Genomic DNA, 21,189 nt, shown 5'->3' with positions numbered 1-21,189 from the left:
TTTTAGTTATCTGCCTAATTCCGTTTCTTTTGACCTGATCAGTTTTCCATGGATATCTGTTAATTCCAGGTAAAAACGAATTGGTTTATCTTTATCAACGGGCAGGGTAAATTCAAATGGGTATTCATTTTTATCGATCACCTGTTTCCTTTTCCCATCAATCTTATAAATCATCCTGGCCTTCCTCCATCTGGTATCGTCTTCCTGAAGAAATACAAAAAGTTTTTGTGCATAAGCACCAAGCTTAAACAATAAGGCCTTTGTATCTCCCTCCGGGATATGTGTATAATCGCTCCTTTCATCTTTTTTCACATTCAGGATCTGGTCCTGAAAACCACTGCTGATTTTTACACCAGCAATAGCCACAGCAACAATACCACCCGCAGGAACATTGATCCCGAAAGAGCCGTCTTTTAAAGGCAAAGGTTGCCCAGAAGGATATAAAATGCGCAAACCGGTATTGTCCGAAAAATTAACCCTCGAGGGATCTATAGAAACTTGTGTACTTACTTCCTTCTGCGACTGGTTCATAAAAGCCAGAAATAGTGTATCTCCTTTTTTTGCACTGATATAGTTTAAAGCAATATCATCTATGTGCAGCAAACGGGATGGCATCCACAGCTGAACATTTTCAAACTGAAAAAAACTGCCCTTTTTAGCTCCGTAAAACTTATTCTGCAGATAAGCATAACCCTCTATATAATCACTTGGAAAGTCAATCCTGCCATTGCTTTTTACATAAGCATCTGAAACCAGATAATCGACAAACATAGAGGCCATTGGCAGAATATGATTGTAATGAAAGGAGTTTACACTCTGGTCTTTATGTTCATGAAGTGGAAAATCTACTTTTTCATAGGCAGTAGTCCTTTCGGTGTTGATATGATAACCCGGAAAACTTTCGGAACGCCCCACAATAGAAGCTTTGGCTACATTCATCAAAAAAGGATCTTTTGTTTGATAGCCTATCCTCAGCAGCCAGGGTGCATAGGTAGACATAAAAATAGCGCGGTGACCAGTTGAAGTACCTGATGATTCAGGTGTTAATCCCATTTCAGAGAGTCTCCATGCAGGGACTTTTTCTTCAGGGTAATACATCTGATGGTGCCCTTTTGATTTCAGGTACCAATACATGGGTGCTTTTCCCCCTTTATTCACTGTAATCGCATCATTTGGTATGGCAGGGGCCATCCAGGTAAACAAGGTATAATGCCTGGCCCCGTCCCTTGCTGCCTCCAGATATCGCTGATCGGCAGTAAGTTGATATAACTCCAGCAGGGCCGACCAGTTATTGGTAAATGTTGGCCAGAAAAAATTGGAGCTGAACAAGGGATCACCAAATTGGCTTATCCTGGTATTTACTCTTTCTTTCAGATATTGGTCTGCCAGCAACTTACTTAAACGCAAATAAGACGAATCGGAGGTCAGCTTAAACATAAACATTGCATTTACCCAGTTCCGGCCTTTCTGCTCCTCATCAAGATTTCTGACGCGTGCAGTTCCAAATTCCTTTTTTGCCATGGTAGCATAAAAAGAGTTGTTCTTACCAAAAACATCAGACAATACCTGTAATTCGGATAGGGGAGCAATCGGGCCCCTTAGTTTTCGGGAAGGGGATTGGATTTTCTGATTGCTGTCAATCGCAAACAGAAATTTCTCGCGCGACAGCATAAACTCCATTAACGGGTATGCCCTTTTATCAAACATCTCCTGATCATCCCTCACAATAGACAGTTCCAAAGGGTTCAGGCTCGAAACATTTTTCACTGCCCCCGGTACATCTGTAGCATAAGCAAAGCCTTTCAGGCTATCAATAAACCAGGCGTAGCGTGTTTTCGAATAATCAATCAGGTTATCCAGAGTTGTATTCATAGAAACAGTGGCGTTGCTCCGGTAATCCTTAAACCCGAATACAGAGGTTGCTATCTGCTCATATGTTTTAGTGATACTCAATGGTTCAACAATAAGGCCCATCGAAAACTCAAAAGAATGTCCTGCCTTCATCTGCGAATTCATTCCACCCGGCATAGGGGCAAAAACCTGGGGCTGTAATTCAGATCTGTCATTCAGCAATGCAATTCCAAACTGGCTGTTACTTAGCAGTGGCAAGGGCTGAAAAGGCAAATACCTGGAAGCTGCCAGTACACCTATTGAATTGTGCCCGTCATTTACCAGCGTAGTGGGTATTGTTGCCATAAACGACGCGGTAAGATAGGGTTGCAATGGAGCCCTTTTTTCTGTCCAGATCAGCGGCTGCCATAGTTCATCAACATCACCATTTTTAAAAGAGGGTGCCCCAATATACCCTACACTATAAAAGCCGTCTTTTTTAGGTATAAATAAAAATTCTATCCTGGGATAAGGTGTACCACTTTTGATGATCCATGCCTTTAGCCTGAACATGGCATGTTCCGGAAAGATAAAGCAGATGGAATCACCGGAATTTACTGTTTTGGTTGCAGTAAGAAAGTATGTTTTTCCTGCATGATAGATATTGGCTGTTCTATCTTGCTTTGCACTCCTCAATATTTTATCATCAAATCCATCGCCGGCAACACTGGCGCTAACTGACTGCTGATGATAATCAGCCAGGTTAGGATCACTTGTTTTCCAGGTTGGGACATTGTAGGAAACTTTTTTTAAACCTGAGGGTTTTAATGCCAGCTCTGGATCTTTTTCGTTGCAGATTACTACAAAATCGGGTTTAAACAGGTACGTTTTACCCTTTGAGCTCATTTTAAACCCCTTACTGTCAGTTGTCTTTTGCCCATTCGCCTGCATACATGAAAAACAAGCAATTGAAAAGCAAATGATTTTAATATAAGTGTTTATTGTACTGCTTACTATTTTCATAAATACACTATTTATCTTTCCGTTTCAAATGGACTACAAAACCTCCCGAAGGGGGAATGGATATATTCTTTCTATCTAACATGGCAGGAATTACCGATGAAGCGGAAAATGCACCCTTAGCATCGCAGATAACAATTGCCGTATAGGCCGACAGGTCTTTTATAAAGGATAGATCCAGGGTTATGGAATTTTCTGCAGCAAGCCCGTTAATTGCGGCTAAATACCAGTCATTCCCTTTCTTTTTGGCTGCAATGGCGCAATGGCCTATCCTGCTTCCATTTAGGACCAATGTACTGTCCCAGGTTGTTGGTAAATCCCTTATCAAAGGAAGTATAGGACGATATAAGGTATCTTTTAAAAGTGTTACCGGATTTTCGGCAATGCATTGAAAAGGTGAATCAAACAAATAAAGTAGGGCCAGCTGATGCGTAAGTGTTGTTGCCCCTCTTTTGGAAAAAAGTCCAGGTGTATAATCTGCAGGTCCCATGATAAACCTTGTAAAGGGCAACGCCGCATTGTGCCATGCTGGAATGGGTTCATTCATGATGTTCAGTTCCATTCCCCTGATACCTTCCCTGGTCATTTCATTGGGATAGGTACGATACTCCCCTGTAGAGGTCTGGCAGCCATGAAAGTTGACCATCAGCTTTTTTTTAGCGGCAGCTTTTAAAAAGCTGGTCTCAAAATCTATCAGCTCCTTTGCTTCACTGTTCATGAAATCTATTTTAATTCCTGCAACACCTAAACGGCCCAAGGTATCCAGAAAAGCATCACGATACGCCACATCCCTTAAAAACTTGGAATCCTTCCACACCCAGACCTTTATCTTTTTTTTACGGCCATATTCTACCAGATCTTTCAGCACCTCCCATTTTTGTTTCCATTTTTCCTCCCAGCCATCGTCAATTAATGTATAGGTATAATTTAGCCGGGCAGCGGCATCGATGATACTTTTTTCTGTAACAGGATCCAGGTAGTTCCCATCCTTTGTAATCCAGCTCCAGGCACTTTTTCCCGGCATTATATAATCCGTATTTTTAAACAAAGCACTATCGGGGTTTGCATTTAATGCTTCAACCAGGGGTTGATTAACCAGCTCATTCAGGTTTGCTGCCCAGCCGATGATGCGCCAGGGGGTAAAAGGAAGCTGGTCCGGCTGGACATAAAAACCTTTATCTCCTTCGGTAAAATCTACCGTAAGACTGTTTTTATTGGCTTTAAGCCGCATCCCGCTATACCCCTGCAATGCAGCTTCTGTAATGAACAAATAACTTTTATCTGCCAGTTGGGCCACAACAGGCTTTCCCTGTACAGGGCCAGTAGGGCTAATTTTATCCAGACTGTCAATCCGCGTTTCAGTCCACAAGCCGGCGTAAGATTTAAGCTTCCAGTTATTTGTGCGCTCAAAGAACCAGGCACCTGCACTTCCATCCAAAACAAAACTCGTTTGCTCTGCTGTAATGTGTACCTGCTTAGCAGGTAAATGATAACGGATAGCGCAACCCTGATCAAATACAGCAAACTCAATCAGGCTTTTGCCAATGCCAATCCGGTAACTTTTGTATGAAACATTTTTAACCTGATAGTTGTGACGGAGCAGTGAAAAGGATTCTGTTATGCTATTGCTGCTGATCAGTTTCAGTTTAGCTGCAGGATTCAAAAAGGGCCTGCCTGCAATACTTAAACCTAGATGAGAAGCATGTATTAGCGTCCTGTTTTTCAAAGAAAGCGTATAAAAAAAACCTTTATCCCCCTCCTTAAAAACACGAACCGTTAAAGAAGATGAGGGACTTTTAAGTACCAGAACCTTCTCCGCACAACGGACGGAATGCATAAAACAACTTGTTAAGCACAACACAAGCCCAAATGTTATTCTTATTTTCTTACCCATCTGTCTCATTTCAGTAATGTTCCTCTCAATAAGATCCGCCCTAGGTAGGCCACTGTCTGATCGTATTTTTCTGGGTGCTCAATTATATCTGCTCTCTTGTCTTCCGGCAGTATCATGAGTTTATCAGCCTTTTGGCGAGACAGAACGACCTTTACCAAATGGATGCCCTGTGGCACATTAACTACATCAAACTGCCCCCGGTATCGGTTATTGCAATAGCTGTTGAACCTGTTCATAATTTTTACCGGTTTTCCGTCTATAATCCATTCCAGCTGTCCAGCCTCTGGTCCGCCTATATCAAATACGCCCAACATATCTCCCTTAAAACGAAAACTAAAGGTAGCTCCGGGCGTACTTGCGGTAAACACGCTTGAAAACCAGGGATTGAACTTTTTAAGATTAGGATTGGCATCTGTCGGCATTAATTGCCAGGCATTGTCCAGCCCCTCCAAAGCCGATGGGTCAACCATCGTTGCCTCATCCCAGGCTGCAGTAATTAATGGCTCCGGTAGTTCCTTCTTTTTTAATTGTTTTGCTGCCGCTATTTTTTTGAAGGCGCGTGCTATAGCCGCTGCATACAGGTTCCCTCCTGCCGTTGTTGGATGAATTCCATCCTCAGAAAACAAAATTTTACCCTCATCAGCCTGAGTACCTTTCCAGACCAACTTCCCCTCTGCTTCCAGGCTCGCCGCCTCCATACCTAAATTAACAGCAGGGAGGTTGTAATGTATGCCAACCTGTTCCAGTCCTTTAATATTTGGCGGTAGTTCATTCTTTTGATAAAAAACTGTCTGACCGGTTAAAATAGTGTAGATCAAACAAATAGACGCATTAGGGTTTTCTCTGATCGTTTGGCGGATCATCCCCTCCATCCCGGGAGCATAGGCGCCATTAACTGCAAATTCTATAAAAATAAGATCAGGCCTATGGTTGAGTACCTGTTCTTTGATCCGGAAAGCACCCAGTTCCGTTCCGGTACCGGAGACCCCCGCATTGATCCATTGAAATCTGGCCTGAGGATAAGCCTGCTCGAGGTACCTGGCAGTCTGGAGGCGGTAGCCAAAATTTGCCTGGGTGATGCTCCCCCCGATAAAAGCGACCACAACCTTTTTACCTTGATTTACCTTTTCAAAAAAACCCGGAAAACCTCCCCTGACATTGCATTCCAACTCATTGTTAAAATTACCAGGTTCAATGGCTGGAATATTGAAAGCAGAAACCTCAAAATAAATCGGAGAAGCTCCAGCTTGAGAAGCCGCAATCTTATCGCGGTCACCTCGTGCTGGCCCGGTTTGGGAAAATACTGTAGCAGACATCATTAAACAACCAAGTAATATAGTTCTTACTGCAATTTTATTCATTGCCATTGAGTACAATTTTTTTTGATTTTGTTTTTCCATCATCGCTTTTAAAAATAAGTTCCAGTGTTGCACTTTCACCCATAGCCAGTTTGTTAAAACCCCATTCATAAGGATACTGGTTTATTTCCTGCACCTTATTATTACAGTTAACCTTTACAGAATAGCCATTTAAAGGGGCCGTTTCTGCAAATCCGTAGCAAGTATCCCATCCAAAGGGAGAGCGGATGCGGAACAGGAATATCCGGCCCCAGGGCGCCCCAAGGTCTATCACTTTCATCCCGTCTTTAACCGGCTGATATTTCTTTAATGCTGGTATCGCTGCTAAGGGAATGGAAATTGCCCTGAATCCCTTTGCAGGCACAACAACATCGGCTTTTGCCGCTTTAAAATCCAGCGAAATGGACTGACCATCCGGCAGATAGCAGAGCCCTTTCCCTTCTTTCAGTGCACCTGTAGCATCACTCCATTGTATAGTTACTTTTTGTTCAGTCCCGGCCTCCGAGGAAAGCAGGATCCAGAAGTTTTTATCGGAAACTGCTGTAACATAATTCATTCCCGGATGCTGAATGCTGACCAGGCCTTTATGCATACGCAGTGTCGCTCCTGCCTCTCCAAAAATCTTTCCTTTCCCACCGCCATATACCCGGTTATTAAACCAGACAAATCCTTCCTGCTTACTGTATGGGAACATTACATTTCCGTTAGAGCGCTGTATGGTTTCTGTGATCAGGTAATCAAGACTAAATGCAATATGTGGAGGGATGTGGTGATAATAAATAGAGCTCACATCTGGGCCTTTATAAGGGAAATCTGCCGACATAGGCACATCTGTAAAGCCGGTAGCATAATAGCCTGGATAATTGGTATAACGACCTATAACCGCGTTACGGGCATAGGTTTCGTAAATAGGCTTGTTTGCATATTGGAACACGCGCAAAAGGTGTGGTGCCCAACTGCTCATAAACACGGGATGAACAGTCTGGCCTTTTACCCTGGTAAAATAAGTACTGGGCTGCTCCAGTCCCAGACCTACAGGCGACACGAGCCATTCCGGAACTTTCTTTTCCTGTACATCACCTTTTTCTCTGGGGAAGCCCAAGCGGTAAGGCCGATTGCCTTTCCACCAGATACGTGTAACACCATCGTAGTGATTCCCCTGATGAATGGTTTGCAGACTGTCTTCCACTTTGGGATAGCTGCGTATTCCCGCAATGGTAAAGTAAGCGCCGTATTCTGCAGCTTTCAGATATTTTTCATCTTTTGTGGTCTCATACATATCCAGCAAATCCCACCAGGGTGCATAAAAAGTGGCATTGTAAAAAGGGATATGGCTAAGCAACTTATTGGTATTGTTATATATTTTATGCTGAATAAAAAGATCTGCATCTCTTTTTGCCAGTTGCAGCCATTTAGCCTGCCCGGTAAGCCGGTAAGCCCAAAGCGCCTGGTTCCAGGGAAGAAAATCGGTCGAATAACCCTTTACTGCTCTCAGGCTATCTCCCGGCAATGCTATACCTTTCAGCCAGGGATTCAACCCTTCCAGCAAACGGTCTAAACCGGCGTAGTAAGAGGTGGTAAACTGGGACCTAAAAGGGTTCAGCTCCAGCGTTTTTCGCGTGGCATTAAATGCTGTTGGAACAATGTCAGTGGCCCAGCGGTATCCGCTCCTGGAAAGTGTAAATTCTATTGTTGGCAGCGACCGGCTAATGTAAAATTCTTCGTCATTTTGCAGTACAGAGAGCGCAATATTAGTCAGCGGCGTAGCATTTACCACTGTAGGAGCTGTTTTAGGATCTCCTTCGATATCATAAAAACCCTTTAATCCTGGAACCCAACCTGCAGCATTATCATTTTTAACCAGTTCAATCATGCTAAATACTGCATCGGTAAGCGAGGATTGTTCCTGTTTCCTGTAATCCTTTACCTCAAATACCTCCTTCGATACATAATCCATGGCCGAGTCCCAGTTGCCGGCCCTTACACCAATAACAAACCTTCTGTCAATCAGCTCGCCTGCACTACATTTCGAATCGTTCATTCCCAGCACTGGTGAAAACATAACCGGCTGTATCTGGTTGTTATGGTTTTTTAGTGTAAACCCCGCAGGGGCATAATCTACCGACCCCCAGTCCTTTTTAAACAATTCAGGACCTGCGGCAACGTAGCTCGAAAAAATACCTTGTTGTGTTTTCGATGAAACTATGGCAAGCGGTTGCTGCATCATAGAAGTGACCATCATCTGTGGGCCATCAGAGAGCCGTTTATATTGAAACATCGGCGCCATCAGCACGTTTTCCAGCTCCTGATCAACAACAGGTTGAAAGGCTGCAACACCCATACTGTAATATCCCGGCCGGGCAACCTTACAGATCAGACGCAGATCAATATGCTGTTGTGCAGGAAGTAGCGACCAAAGGCCGGTGATGCTGGAACCATTGCGGGTAACATACTGAACTTTCAGGATTTGCTTGTCAATAGTTTCTGCCGATACAGGAATGGCTTCACTAAGATTCCCAGCTTCAAAAGGATCCATATCAGCGCCCGGCTTTTGCACTGCATGCTTCCGGCCATTAAAAACAAAATAGGCGTTCGGTGTTTGGCTGTCCCAGGTCGGATAATACTTAATAAAGCGGATGGCAGTAGCATCAGTACTGATTAAAAAGATCCTGTGGTCTTCCATGTTTGGAATGCCTGCCTGTTGCCACCGTCCGTCCTTTTTTACTTCTGTTTTACAGGCAATAGCCTTATGATCCGCACCCGTCCTTACAAATTGTACACGTAAGGCCTCGTTTTCAATTCCTGCAATTACCTTGTCTGTAGGGCTCAGTTGCAGTGAGGGGCTTGTGCGCTTCTTTTCTTCGCTAAGCACTTCCTGTAAGGCAGGAGCTACTTTCCAAGACAGAAGCACCTTCTTGTCCAGGTTATTTGGATTAAGGGTGCTATCCTGTACAAACAGGATGGCATCACACCTGCCAAAATTAAAATTGTGGAGACGCAGCAGCACATCGCTACTCTTCAGATCTGCATACCCCAAACGTTCCCAGGCATATCCGGGCTTCCCATGTCCGCCCGCTTTTTTTAACCTGGCATTCCCAACTGAAAGCTGGAACAACCGGGTTCGCGGAGAGGTTTCAAAATCAGGGGTCCTTATCCAAATGGTATAGCGGCCTGCCTTCCCTATGTTCATTACGGTTAGCGCATCGGATGTGCTGTCCAGCTCCCCTTCCATAAACCTTAAAATGTTGCCACCAATGCCATCTTTATTTACTTCAGTAAACCATTTACCCTTAAACTGGAAATCGGTTCCCAGCAACAGGTATTTTTCCTGCTGGGCTATAGCCGTTCCTGTTATTAAAAACAAGAATGCTGTTAGCAATAAACATAGGCCGGTTTTCTGGTACATCTTCTTTAAGATTTATTTATATTTAAGTGCATAGACCTGCAAGCCATAAGGTTTTATTTCGATGTGATCACCTATAGAAAAAGGAAGCTTTGAGCCTGAAGCAGAAAGGCGCACAGCAGTTTTCAGGTCCAGACTATACCCTTGAATAAAACCTGACTGGTCTAGGTGAATAGCACCTTTCTGTATTTCATCATCGTTATTCAGTACAAACAGATAAAATACCTTATCCTGCTTATTCATGGCGCATAAATAGTCCATATTGGGATTGTTTAATGACACGAGCTTTTCGATTAAAGTCAGATCCCCCTGCTGATCAAATATTTTTCCCTGCCGGAACCCAAATGTTTTATGTGGGCCAACCTTAGGTGCAAGAAAACCTGAAGGAAAATCAATCCGCCCCTGCGAGCGCAATGAAAGTTCGGCCATCAGGTAATCGGTGATCCACCCTATCTGCCACCAGGCATGATGAGGAAAAGGCCCGGCACCCTTGTTCATAGCACTCCAGTAATAAGATGCAACTCCTGTGGCCGGGTCTACAAAAGCATTCTTACTCAAAGCTGCTGTCCTCGCCATTTTAAGATACAGGGAGTCTTTTGTCAGTTGAAAAAGCCTGACAAACATGCCTGCATGACTAGCCAGTAAAATTGGGCCGCTGTTATTAGCAGAGCCTAAAACACCCCCATGTTCAAAACTTAGACCTACCTGGCTGATCTGCCAGTCCTCCAACTGCCTTGCTCCATTTTTTTTGCCCTTCCGATCAGGAATCGGATGGGAATATATGGAAGTTGTGTAGAATTGGGCCGTTTTAACAGCAGCCTGTTTAAACCTTGGTTCTTTTGTGATCTCAAACAGATCCAGCAATGCCTGGGCGCTTTGACCGGTTGCAAAATCGGGTGCAAACCTGGCATCTCCGCAAACTCCTAAAAAATAACCTTGCGCTACCGCATTTCTAATATACCAGTCGGCCGCCTTTACAGCGGCATCCAGATATTTTTTATCCCTTAGTATCTGGTATGCAATCAGCAGCCCGTAAAAAGTAGGCCTATAATCTTTCAGGTCCTCAAACATGGGTTTCTGCGTGTGGTTGTTGTAAGCTACTTCCCAATAACCTTCCGGCTTCATTTTAGTCAGCAGCCAGTCGGCCGCCAAACGGATCCCCGATTTGAGCTGCTGATTGCCGGGTTCAAATAAAGACACATTTCCCATATCCTGCAACATATAATAGGTGGTCGCTATTGGCTCGGTATAGGGGCCCCATTCTTCGGTAAAGCGTTTTGAACGATAAAGATAATATTGCCCTGCAGCTGCTCCGTTAAAAAATCCAACGGCTGTATTTTGCTGTGCCAGTTTAAAGTTCAGTGCATCTTTAAGCCGTTTATGGATAAGGACAGAATCCTGTGTAATATTGGCCAGCATCCACATTGCACCATAGTCGGCATTTTTTACGGCATCTTTTTCCGATTCATATACGCCACCTAAATATTCCTGGGCACCAATAGTACCACCGTTATAGTCAAAAGTCCGCCAGCGGGAAGTACTGTCCTTTTTTACATAGTTTAAAAGCTGTAGCATGCGATCAGATAAGGACTGCTTGCTTTGTTTTAAATGCAGCAGTTCATCAAAGCGGTAAACATCATTCACTATATGCTGGTATACCTGGTACCAGTTTGAAATATTGATGGTGTACCTGAAACTGAACGAAATGCTTTCCCCCTTTTTTAAATAGGATTTTTGCTGCCCCAATACCGGATGATATAAGGTTGGGCTCAGTTGCTCCTGACGGTTAATGAGGGACAGGCCAAGTAACCAGTTCGACTGGGTAGATCTATCATATTCCCATGGGTCCCTGCCTGTTCCTGGCTCGGCTGTAACGGCCAGCGTAATCCCTTCTTTATTGGTAAGCATGGCCGTAAGTGCTGCTGCTGTTCTTTCTCTTACAACAACTGGTCTGTCAGGAATTCCGTGGCCATAAGCATAAGCATCAGTAAAATCGCTGTTGATTGTGTTGCCCTGAAACACGCCGGGAATACAGCCCCATTCAAAGTGGTTTTTATCATTTGCACTAACTGCCGGACTCGCTATTGAATAATACCCGTCCTTAACAGCTGTTAAGCGGATAGAAACGCGAAGATCATTTTTGTAGACAGGGTCAAGGTGCCAGGTAGCTTCAATGGTGGCGACATCTGTTTTTTGTTGAAATACGATGGTATTTCCAACTTTTTTATACCCTTGCGGATAAAATAATATGGAACGCCCTTCTTTATTCAAAGAAACTGCAGAAGTATTGGCTTTCCAGGTAGGGATGATATAACGGTACTCCTGCTCAGGAAACTGAATTTCTTTCCCGTCCTTATCTTTAACCTCAGAGTCCATCTTAGGTTCACCTGCGCTGTAAAGCAGGGTATATTGCCCCAGTGTGCCCGACAATGCGCGCCATCCATTTTGGCCTTTCACCGATAGCTGCTTTATTTTATACCCATTGCCGGTATCTTCCCAATTCAGACGAAGCACCTGATTTGTCAAAGCAGCTTGCTGGGCATAACTATTGCCTGCAAAAGCAATCAGCATCACGATTAAACTGTTCAATCTCATTGGGTAATGTTTAATTCTATTTCCTTTACAACTGTTGCTGATCGCTCCAAATTGGCATTGGTTGCCACAAACGTCACTTTGTAAACGCCAGCCTTGGTATATACCCTGGTATAATTGGTCAGGTTTTGGGAAATGTTCTTAATGGATTCCCCTATATCTGGTGTAGTACTGTTGGGATTAAACTGTTTGGTTACCACCCAGTCGTCATCCAGTTCAGTGCTGTTCCTTACGGTAAGCAGCTGGGCCGAGGTAATGCTCCAGGTGGTAGCAGGACCACTAAAGTTAAAAGCAGTCCAGCCCGCCGTAGCCATGGTAGCTAGCACCGTTTCTTCTCCCTGCTGGTTGGTGCTCTTAAGATCAAAAGAACGGACTACCCAGCGGTTTTGCTGTGCTTCCGGCTTTATAACACTAGTCTTGTAAGCCAATGCCAATGCCATGCTTTTATTACGTGCAGCAAAACTGTTCAGGTCAATGTTCCCCGAAGGCGTCTGGTCCAGACCGGAAGAAAGAACAGCCTTATCGGTAATGTCTTCCCAGGTAGCCGCCCTAACACTTGCAGCATCATATTTTCCACTGAAATCGGTTGATACATATACCTTTATTACAGACTGGTCGATAGGCATGAGCCCGAACTGGGCGAAAGTCTTAAAATTGAGGGAAATGGAATTTCCTTCAACTACGGTTCTTTTTCTAAACTCATATTTACGGCCTACTTCACCCGACCAGAATACAATGTTCTCCGGTTTTCCGTTTATGACAAACCGCACAGAATCACCTATTTTATAACTGGTTTTTTCCGGTTCAACGGAAAAATCATCCGGAGCAGCCAGTTCATAGGTCTTCTGGCAGGAGGCCAGAAAAAAGCATACGATAGATGCAATTAATAACTTATTCATCTGATACAATTTTGTAGTTACCATCCTGTGTTTTGTTTAATATTAGGGTTAACGGCCAGCTCGCTGTTAGGAATCGGGAACAGCACGGCCCGTTCTGTTACACGTTGTGCCTGTGCAATTGCAGGGTCTTTTAAAGTCGCAGGCATATTGGCCTGGTACTCTCTAACCTGCGCCTGCATCACAGAAGGATAAATGCCCCATCTTACAAGGTCGTGTTTCCGGAGTCCTTCGAAAGCAAGCTCACGCAGACGCTCGTTCCTGATCAGGTCCAGAAAGTCCGGCTGGGATAAACCAGCAGCAGCATCTGCCTGGACATCTGGCAGGAGTACATCTTTTCCATATCCCCTGCGCCTTACCATATTGATGGCTTTGTACGCGTCGGCAGATGGACCATTGTTTACATAATTATCAGCTTCTGCAAACATCAGCAATACATCCGCATATCTTAACAAAGGCCAGTTGGTACCGGTATAGTTTTGATTTCTTGGCAGAAGAAGTTCATACTCCCGTCTCCATTTCCCATTGCTCCTGTCGTATATCTGATCTGCCGCCCAATTGGTCTTTACCGCCGTTTGTCCGGTAGTTACATATCTGAAAGGTGCAACCGTCCAGTCCTTTCTCTGGTCGCCAGCTGCATAGGCATTGTAAAGCTTTGCAGTAGCATGCACATAATCATAACCATAGCCCATCTCAATGTTTCCACTGGTAATGCCATTATAACTGCCAATCATACCACCCTCCTGTATTTCACCCTGGTTCGTTCCTTTAAATTCGACTTCCCATAAACTTTCTCTTGTGTCAAATATTTCCTGCACATGATTGATATAGACCTGTTTAAAATCAGGATTCAGCCCGTGCAATCCAGATAGCATTACTTTTTCTGCATAGCTTCTGGCATCAGCATATTTTGCAACATCATTTAGTGGAAAACCCGCCATAGTCAGATAAACCCTGGCCAGTATACCTTGTACTGTCGTTTTCGTAATTCGCGTATTATAGCCATAGTCAGAAACCGACTTTACCAGCTCCTCTGCCTGTTTCATATCGGCCACTATACGCGCATAAATATCTTTTACAGGAGTACCCGGAAGTGGGGCTTCTTCAGGCGATTTGCTGGATTGAAGCTTTAAAGGTACCGGCCCAAACTCATCTGCCAGCATAAAATAATAGTAAGCCCTTAAAAAAAGTGCCTGCCCTTTTATTTCGTTACGCTTTTCTTCAGTTACCTTAACCGCCTTATCTATGTTCTCCAGTAACATATTTGCGCGTTCAATGCCGGTATAAATCGCTTCCCAGTGCCTGTTTAGTTCCAGGGTAGAAGCATCTACAATATTGGCATTCATTCCCGATGTCTGATTTTTCATGAAAAACTCGTCACTAAAAACCATATAGCAGGCCATACCTTGTGAATAAACCCTGTTATCGCCCAAACGGTCGTATACTCCGGCCAATGCAGATTGCAGTTCGCTTTCTGTATTGTAATAATTTATTGGTGATACAAAATCCTGTGGGGTTGTGTCCAGGATCTTTGAACATGAGGTGACAACCAATGCCAGCATCATAGCGATATAAAATAAAGTTGTTTTCATTTGTAAAAACATTTATCGTTAAAAAGTTAGGTTCATACCAAAGGTGATGGTCCGTGCCCGTGGATACGCGCTCCAGTCAAAACCAGGTGTAAGCGCAGAATGCCGCACTGAAACTTCAGGATCCAGACCCGAATAGTTCGTCCAGGTTACCAGGTTTTGTGCCGAAACATGGATGCGGACCGACTGTATCTTCAGTCTTTTCATCAGTTCGGGGGATAGGTTATAGCCAAGAGAAACCGTCTTTAAACGAAGAAATGAACCATCTTCAATATTTCTGTCAGAGAATACATTGGGGCCATAACCACCGGCAACCGGCAGCACACTATTCTGATTTTCTACAGACCATCTGTTTTCATAGGTCTTAAACATATTCAGGCTTGGTCTTGCTTCCGCTCCTTCAAATACGATCCGGTTTGCATTTAAAATATCATTACCGTACGACCACTGTAAGAAAACGTTGAGGTCGAATTGTCCATACCTGAAATTATTGGTCAATCCGCCAATGTGCAAGGGATTAGGATTACCTATGATCGTCTGATCATTTGCGTCGACAATACCATCTCCATTGATATCTTTGTATTTAATGAACCCTGGCTTAATCAGCGAACGTGCACTACCATTGTTAGGCACTTCCCCTTTCAGCTCGTAACTTCCGTTCGACAATACATTAAAATCGTTCAATTGGTATAGTCCATCAAAAACATAACCGTAAAATAAAGCTACCTGCCGCCCTGGCAAAGCAATATAGGGCAGTGAATTATTAAAATTGGCATTCCAGCTGGTAACCCGCGTAATCAGGCTTGGTTGGTTGCCATTCAGTTCATCAATTTTGTTCTTATTGAAAGCAATGTTGAAACTGGATGTCCAGTTAAACCGCTTTGAACTCAGGTTTACCGTATTTAGGGTAAACTCAAATCCCTTGTTTACCACAACACCTATATTTTTAAAGGCAGTAAGGTATCCTGTTGATGTTGGCAAAGAAGCATTCAGTAGTAAATCAGAGGTTCTTTTATGATAGAAATCAGCAGTAATACTCAGACGCTGGTTAAAAAAGCTGAGATCGAGTCCCGCGTCAAAACTGCCGGTAGGTTCCCATTTGAGGTCTTCATTTCCTACCCCAATTGGAACCGTTCCTTTAATGTATTGACCGTTAAAATAATAACCACTTTTGGTATTCCCGGTATTGGCACCTACTTCCATACCTAACACAGGTAGATAGGCAAAATCCGAAACCCTGTTGTTTCCGGTAATCCCATACGACAACCTCAGTTTTGCAGCAGAAATAGCTTTAATGTCCTTCAAAAATTTCTCTTCCCCTATATTCCAGGCAAAGGCCCCGGAAGGAAAATATGCCCACCTGCTTTCCGGAGCAAATTTGGAAGAGCCGTCGGCACGTAAAGATGCGGTAAATATATAGCGGGAGTTAAACGTATAGTTAACCCGGCTAAGAAATGATACCAGTGTGGAATAAGTACCGGTAGTTGTTTTTGAAAGTATGGTGCCCTGGCCAAGCCCTCTCACGCCCAGTACTTCATTTGGCAATAAAATAGAAACAAATCCATCCCCCTCCATACTATTCCTCTGCATGGTAAAACCACCTACAGCGTCTAAACGGTGTTTCTTGTTGAATGTTTTGTTAAAGGTGAGCAGGTTCTCGTTCAGTAAACTGCGGATATTCTGGTTTTCAAGCGAACCGTTGATACCATAGTTTTGCCCATAAACGGTCCGCGGATTTCCGGCTGCCGTATTGGAATTGTTAAAACGTTCGAACGCAAGACGAGTATCTGTCATTCCTCCACTTACCTTAAACTTAAAATACTTCAGAAAAGAATACTCCACAAAAGCATTGGCACTAAGCGATTTATTAAAAGCATACTGATACATGTTGTTGGAGTTTACCACAGGGTTGATCCTTAAATCTGTATTGGAAGCAACATCATCATCAAAAGGTTGGTCAAGGAAATTCCCATCATCCCCGCTACCCGTTACCGGCCTGTATCCCCAGGTGCTGTACATCAAATATGAACTGGCATTTCCTGCCGAACTGCTGTTTAGGTTATCACTGGTTAAATTGGCAATCTGACCTTTTTTGATTCCGTATGTATAATTGGTATTAAGGCCAATTCTTATATTTTGTCCCACACGTTGATCTATTTGAAACCGGCCCTGGTATCTTTTATATCCACCATTAATAACAATTCCATTTTGATTTAAATAAGAGCTGCTCACCGAATACTTTGTGGCCGCAGTTCCACCTCTCATAGAGAAGCTATGATTTTGCATAAATGCGTTCTGCATTACATGGTCCTGCCAGTTTATTCCCTGCTCATCCCGGTATGCATCCAGGGTTTTTCCATCCTTAAGATACAAAGCGGTAGCGGATGTCTTATTCAAGTCCAACTGGTATTTCACAAACTCGTAAGGGCTCATCACCTCTATCTGCTTACCTGGGTACTGATAGCCCAGCCAATTGTTATAGGTAACCACCGGCGCGCCTACCTTACCCTCCTTAGTTTTGATCATGATCACCCCATTAGCCCCCCTTGCCCCATAAATTGCCGTAGAGGATGCGTCTTTCAATATATCTATTGACTCAATATCGTCCGGATTAATGGTATTGTTATCTGGACTTTCCAAAGGAAAGCCATCAATCACATAAAGTGGTGAGTTTGATTGGGTAATTGAATTTCCACCCCGGATGGTGATGTTACTGATACTACCCGGTTGGCCATCGCCAGATCCGACCTGTACACCAGCCACACGTCCTGCCAGGGCATCTTCAAAAGAAACCACCGGGGCCTTTTCCATATCTTTTATGTTAACAGAGCCCACTGCACCGGTAAGGTCTTTTCGCTTTACTTCCCCATAACCAATAATGACCACATCATTTAAGGACGTACTACTAGTTTCCAGTTGGATTTTATACTGATTTTGGCTGCTTACGATCACGGTTTTGCTGGTGTAGCCAATCATGGAGACCAGCAGCAAATCGCCTTCTTTGGTATTGGAAAGGCTAAAGTGGCCCTGGCCATCTGTTACCCCCGATGTAGCTTTTCCCTGAAGGACTACTTTTACGCCGGGTAAAGGACCTCCTTTTTCATCAATAACAGTTCCGGTTATGGTTTTTACCGCCTGGGCCAGACCGGCCAGCGGAATACCCAGAACCAATAACATGGTAAAAAGTAAGTTTGGTTTCATATTTATAATTTATATTTGGTTTGGTAGTATTACACGCATTCTCTTCCCCTCCACAAAAAGCCACAAAACAGATCGCTCTGGTTCTATAAATCACTCTTAAAGTGATCTAGTATGGTATGGTCTGGTCTGCTAAACAAATATAAAGCATTTTATTTCTATTAAAAAAATAAAATTTTACAAATACCTTTTAACACTCCAAAAAAGCGATTACATAAAATTTGATAGCTTGTCTGGTTTGGTTTGTATGGTCTATTAGTTACATTTGTCTAAATAATATCCACATGACAGAAGTTTTAACTGAAAATCCGCATCAAAAAGGTGGTCATGGTAAAATGAAATACCAGCAACTGGCCGATCATATTATGTCATTGATTGAAATTGATCAGCTCCATATCGGAGATCAGCTACCCTCGCTCAAACAACTGCAGCAACAATTAAAAATGAGTAAGGAAACTTTACTCAAAGGCCTAAATGAACTTGTAGAAAAAGGTATTGTAGAATCTGTATACAGGAAGGGATATTACGTACGCAAAAAATCTATCCATCACTCATTTCGTGTTTTTTTACTGCTCGATAAAATGAATATCCTGCGTGAGCAGTTCTATCGTACTCTTTTTAACCAATTGGAAGACCGGGCCGATATAGACATTTACTTTCACCATCATAATTACCAGGTATTTGAAAAATTAATCAAAGAAAACCTGGGAACATATACGCATTATGTCATTGCAACTTTTCTGAAGGAAAATGTAGCCCCACTCCTAAACCTAATTCCGGATAAAAAAAGAATAATCATTGATTTAAACGAACAAGGTTTATCAGGCAACTATAGCAGTATATACCAGGATTATGGTTACGACATTTACCATAGCCTTCATAAGTTAAAAGATGAATTGAAGAAATACGACCGGCTGATTTTGGTTGCACATCCCGAAGCTGTGCATGCCAGATTGGTTATTGAAGGTTTTTTACATTATTGTACGGAAATTGAACACCCTTACTTGATACAATCTGAAATTGATGAAAAGACCTTCCAGAAAGGTAATGCATATGTAACCTTTAGCAGATATGATACGGATGATGTGATGTTAATTAAACTGGCCCGAAAAAAGAAACTTAAACTCGGTAAAGATATAGGGCTGATCTCTTACAACGACACCCTGGTGAAAGAAGTACTTGAAGATGGGATCACAGTCATTTCAACAGATTTTGAAGCGATGGGTAAAACTGTAGTACAAGCAATTCTGGAAGACAAAACCATTGTAAAAAGAAACCCCACAAAAGTTATAAAACGGCATTCACTTTAACTTTAACAGTCACTGATTCCCCTGAAAAAAGCATAATTAAAGATGCTTTTACCACCTCATGACTATAGGTCGTCTCCACCGGACTATTTTGTTTTATAATGTTCTGCCAATTTTAAGGCTTCATAAGCATTAACAACACCCCCGCTTACACACAGTTCCTTAAAACTGATCCGTTCACTTTCACCCCTTGAATTTTCATGCTTTACCTTCTGCTCAACCTTAACCACAGATTTCATAATGATCTCTCTTACTTCACGCGGTTTAAGTTCAGGATAATAGCTCAAAATTAAGGCAGCCAGGCCAGAAACAACAGGAGCAGCCATACTGGTACCGTCAAACTCTTCGTACTTAGATCCCGGAACAGTTGATTTAATCATGAAACCCGGCGCAAAAACATCTACGGTATATTTGCCGTAATTAGAAAAAGATGCCTTCAAACTCGCATCGTTCTTATAAGCACTTGCACCAACCTCAATCCAGTTATTGGCATGGGGCAAATTAAACTTAGCGGTATCAATTACCGGTTTCAAGGGCAGTGTCGGCACATTACGCCCCATGCCAGGGCCTTGCTGCTGATTGGCATTCGGCCTGAACAACATTGCACTAAGGTCTGGCTTCTTATGGGCCTTTTTATAGGCTATGGCTTCCGGACTGTCATAATATTTAGTAGGATAATTTTCTTCCAGGTCATTATTCTGGTTATCATTACCGGCTGCATGTACCAGCAATACGCCTTTTTTCTCAGCATATTTAACAGCATCATCAACAACCTCCTTATTCCATTTAAAGCCTTTTCCAAAGCTCATATTAATTACTCTTGCACCATTATCTACCGCATATCTTATCCCATTGGCAACATCCTTATCGCGCTCATCACCTTCCGGCACTACTCTGATGGCCATAATACTCACATTATCGGCGACACCGTTTATGCCTATGTTGTTCTTTCTATTTGCAGCAATTATACCGGAAACATGTGTGCCATGCTCCGCATTTGGTCCGGCCACATCATTATTTCCATAAAACCGCTCTTTTGCATTCGAATAGTCATCCCCCACCAGTGCCGCACGTTCATCATATTTAGGATTTAGGTTATACTTCAGCATCACATCATACTGTTTATAAGCATCCTTCATTTCCTTGTGGAACTTCTCTATAGATCCGCTTTCCCTGGCCCCTTTCCTGATAATCTTTTTGCATTGTTCCTCTTCTTCACTGTCGGCCTTATAACGCTCAATATCTTCCAGTGAAGGAATTGCCTTATGGTTGATCTGCCCTACAGAATCCAGCACTTTATTGATCATAGCCACAACTGCAAAAGTCTGATGTGCTTCATCGTATTTTTTTCCAAATGCCGCAGTTACCTTGGTATACAAGGCAAATTCCTCTTTTTGCGTGCTGTCCAAAATTGTTGATTTAATTGTAGACCTGTATTTTGGCTGATACTCCCTGAAAATCCTTACCAGCTCCAGATTGTCATAAGCCAGGTTCCCCTTTTTTGAGCCTATAAAATTCCAGCCATGTACATCATCCGCATATCCATTGCCATCATCATCTATGCCATTTCCTGCAATCTCCTTTTTGTTTGTCCACAGTACATCCTTCAAATCTTCATGGCTAATGTCCACTCCACCATCAATCACCGCCACAATGATCTTCTCTTTTGGCTTTCTATGCTGTAAAAGTTCAGTATATGCCTTTTCAGTACTGATACCAAAATATCCGTCTTTTATCAGGTCCAGATTATACCAGTTTGCCGGAAGCTTTACATTCTTGTCCTGCGAAAAAACTGCAGTATGCAGGAAAAAGCAGGCAATAAAAAATACTATAGATCTCAGTTTCATTGTTCAGCGCTTCTATAAATTAACGTAAAATACAATAATACGGTTTTATTGACTTCAGGATAAAGATTTAGCATATTTTAACAAACTTGGGTTTAAACAAGTTTTTGGTTTTGGCCCAGGTGTTTGAGGGGGCTTGAAACAAGAAAAGCCGGTAGTCATCTGGACTACCGGCTTTCTTTAAGATTTGGCACCGACCTACTCTCCCACGTGTTACCGCAGTACCATCGGCTCTGGTGGGCTTAACTTCTCTGTTCG

Annotated in this window: 10 protein-coding genes; 1 reads left to right on the top strand and 9 read right to left on the bottom strand. The window is 43.0% G+C overall.

Annotated elements, in window-relative coordinates; translation table 11 throughout:
- Nucleotides 1–6: 6 nt before the first annotated feature.
- The 8 genes from HDC92_RS17915 to HDC92_RS17880 form a co-directional block, all read right to left on the bottom strand.
- Complete coding sequence (locus HDC92_RS17915) at nt 7–2,736, bottom strand: hypothetical protein (protein ID WP_255484579.1); 2,730 nt, start codon at nt 2,734–2,736, stop codon at nt 7–9.
- A gap of 124 nt (nt 2,737–2,860) precedes the next feature.
- Nucleotides 2,861–4,687, bottom strand: coding sequence for a glycoside hydrolase family 97 protein (locus tag HDC92_RS17910; protein WP_255484578.1), 1,827 nt, complete (start codon nt 4,685–4,687; stop codon nt 2,861–2,863).
- 62 nt (nt 4,688–4,749) lie between these two features.
- Nucleotides 4,750–6,111 carry an SGNH/GDSL hydrolase family protein gene (locus tag HDC92_RS17905; protein ID WP_255484577.1) on the bottom strand — a complete coding sequence of 454 codons (1,362 nt, stop codon included), beginning with the start codon at nt 6,109–6,111 and terminating at the stop codon, nt 4,750–4,752.
- On the bottom strand, nt 6,098–9,508 hold the full coding sequence (locus tag HDC92_RS17900) for a hypothetical protein (protein WP_183876512.1): 3,411 nt from the start codon (nt 9,506–9,508) through the stop codon (nt 6,098–6,100). Before HDC92_RS17900 ends, HDC92_RS17905 begins: the two co-directional genes overlap by 14 nt.
- A gap of 12 nt (nt 9,509–9,520) precedes the next feature.
- Nucleotides 9,521–12,100 (bottom strand): glycerophosphoryl diester phosphodiesterase, encoded by a 2,580-nt coding sequence (locus tag HDC92_RS17895; RefSeq protein ID WP_183876510.1) that lies wholly within the window; start codon nt 12,098–12,100, stop codon nt 9,521–9,523.
- Nucleotides 12,097–12,996, bottom strand: a complete 900-nt coding sequence (locus HDC92_RS17890) for a DUF5017 domain-containing protein (RefSeq protein ID WP_255484576.1) — start codon at nt 12,994–12,996, stop codon at nt 12,097–12,099. The genes HDC92_RS17895 and HDC92_RS17890 overlap by 4 nt, the downstream gene beginning before the upstream one ends.
- 17 nt (nt 12,997–13,013) lie before the next feature.
- Nucleotides 13,014–14,585: a RagB/SusD family nutrient uptake outer membrane protein gene (locus HDC92_RS17885; protein ID WP_255484575.1), complete on the bottom strand. Its 1,572-nt coding sequence runs from the start codon at nt 14,583–14,585 to the stop codon at nt 13,014–13,016.
- 18 nt (nt 14,586–14,603) lie between these two features.
- Complete coding sequence (locus HDC92_RS17880; RefSeq protein WP_183876504.1) at nt 14,604–17,783, bottom strand: SusC/RagA family TonB-linked outer membrane protein; 3,180 nt, start codon at nt 17,781–17,783, stop codon at nt 14,604–14,606.
- Nucleotides 17,784–18,064: 281 nt separating this feature from the next.
- On the opposite strand from HDC92_RS17880, the gene HDC92_RS17875 reads away from it, so the two are divergent.
- Nucleotides 18,065–19,090 (top strand): GntR family transcriptional regulator, encoded by a 1,026-nt coding sequence (locus HDC92_RS17875; protein WP_183876501.1) that lies wholly within the window; start codon nt 18,065–18,067, stop codon nt 19,088–19,090.
- Between the two features lie 83 nt (nt 19,091–19,173).
- Here HDC92_RS17875 and HDC92_RS17870 read toward each other — a convergent pair whose 3' ends face one another.
- Nucleotides 19,174–20,934 (bottom strand): S8 family peptidase, encoded by a 1,761-nt coding sequence (locus tag HDC92_RS17870; RefSeq protein WP_183876499.1) that lies wholly within the window; start codon nt 20,932–20,934, stop codon nt 19,174–19,176.
- Nucleotides 20,935–21,189 lie beyond the last annotated feature (255 nt).

The sequence above is a fragment of the Pedobacter sp. AK017 genome (assembly GCF_014200825.1).
Classification (GTDB): Bacteria; Bacteroidota; Bacteroidia; order Sphingobacteriales; family Sphingobacteriaceae; genus Pedobacter; species Pedobacter heparinus.
Note: the sequence above shows the minus strand (reverse complement) of the source record. Positions and strands in the feature narration are given on the sequence as shown.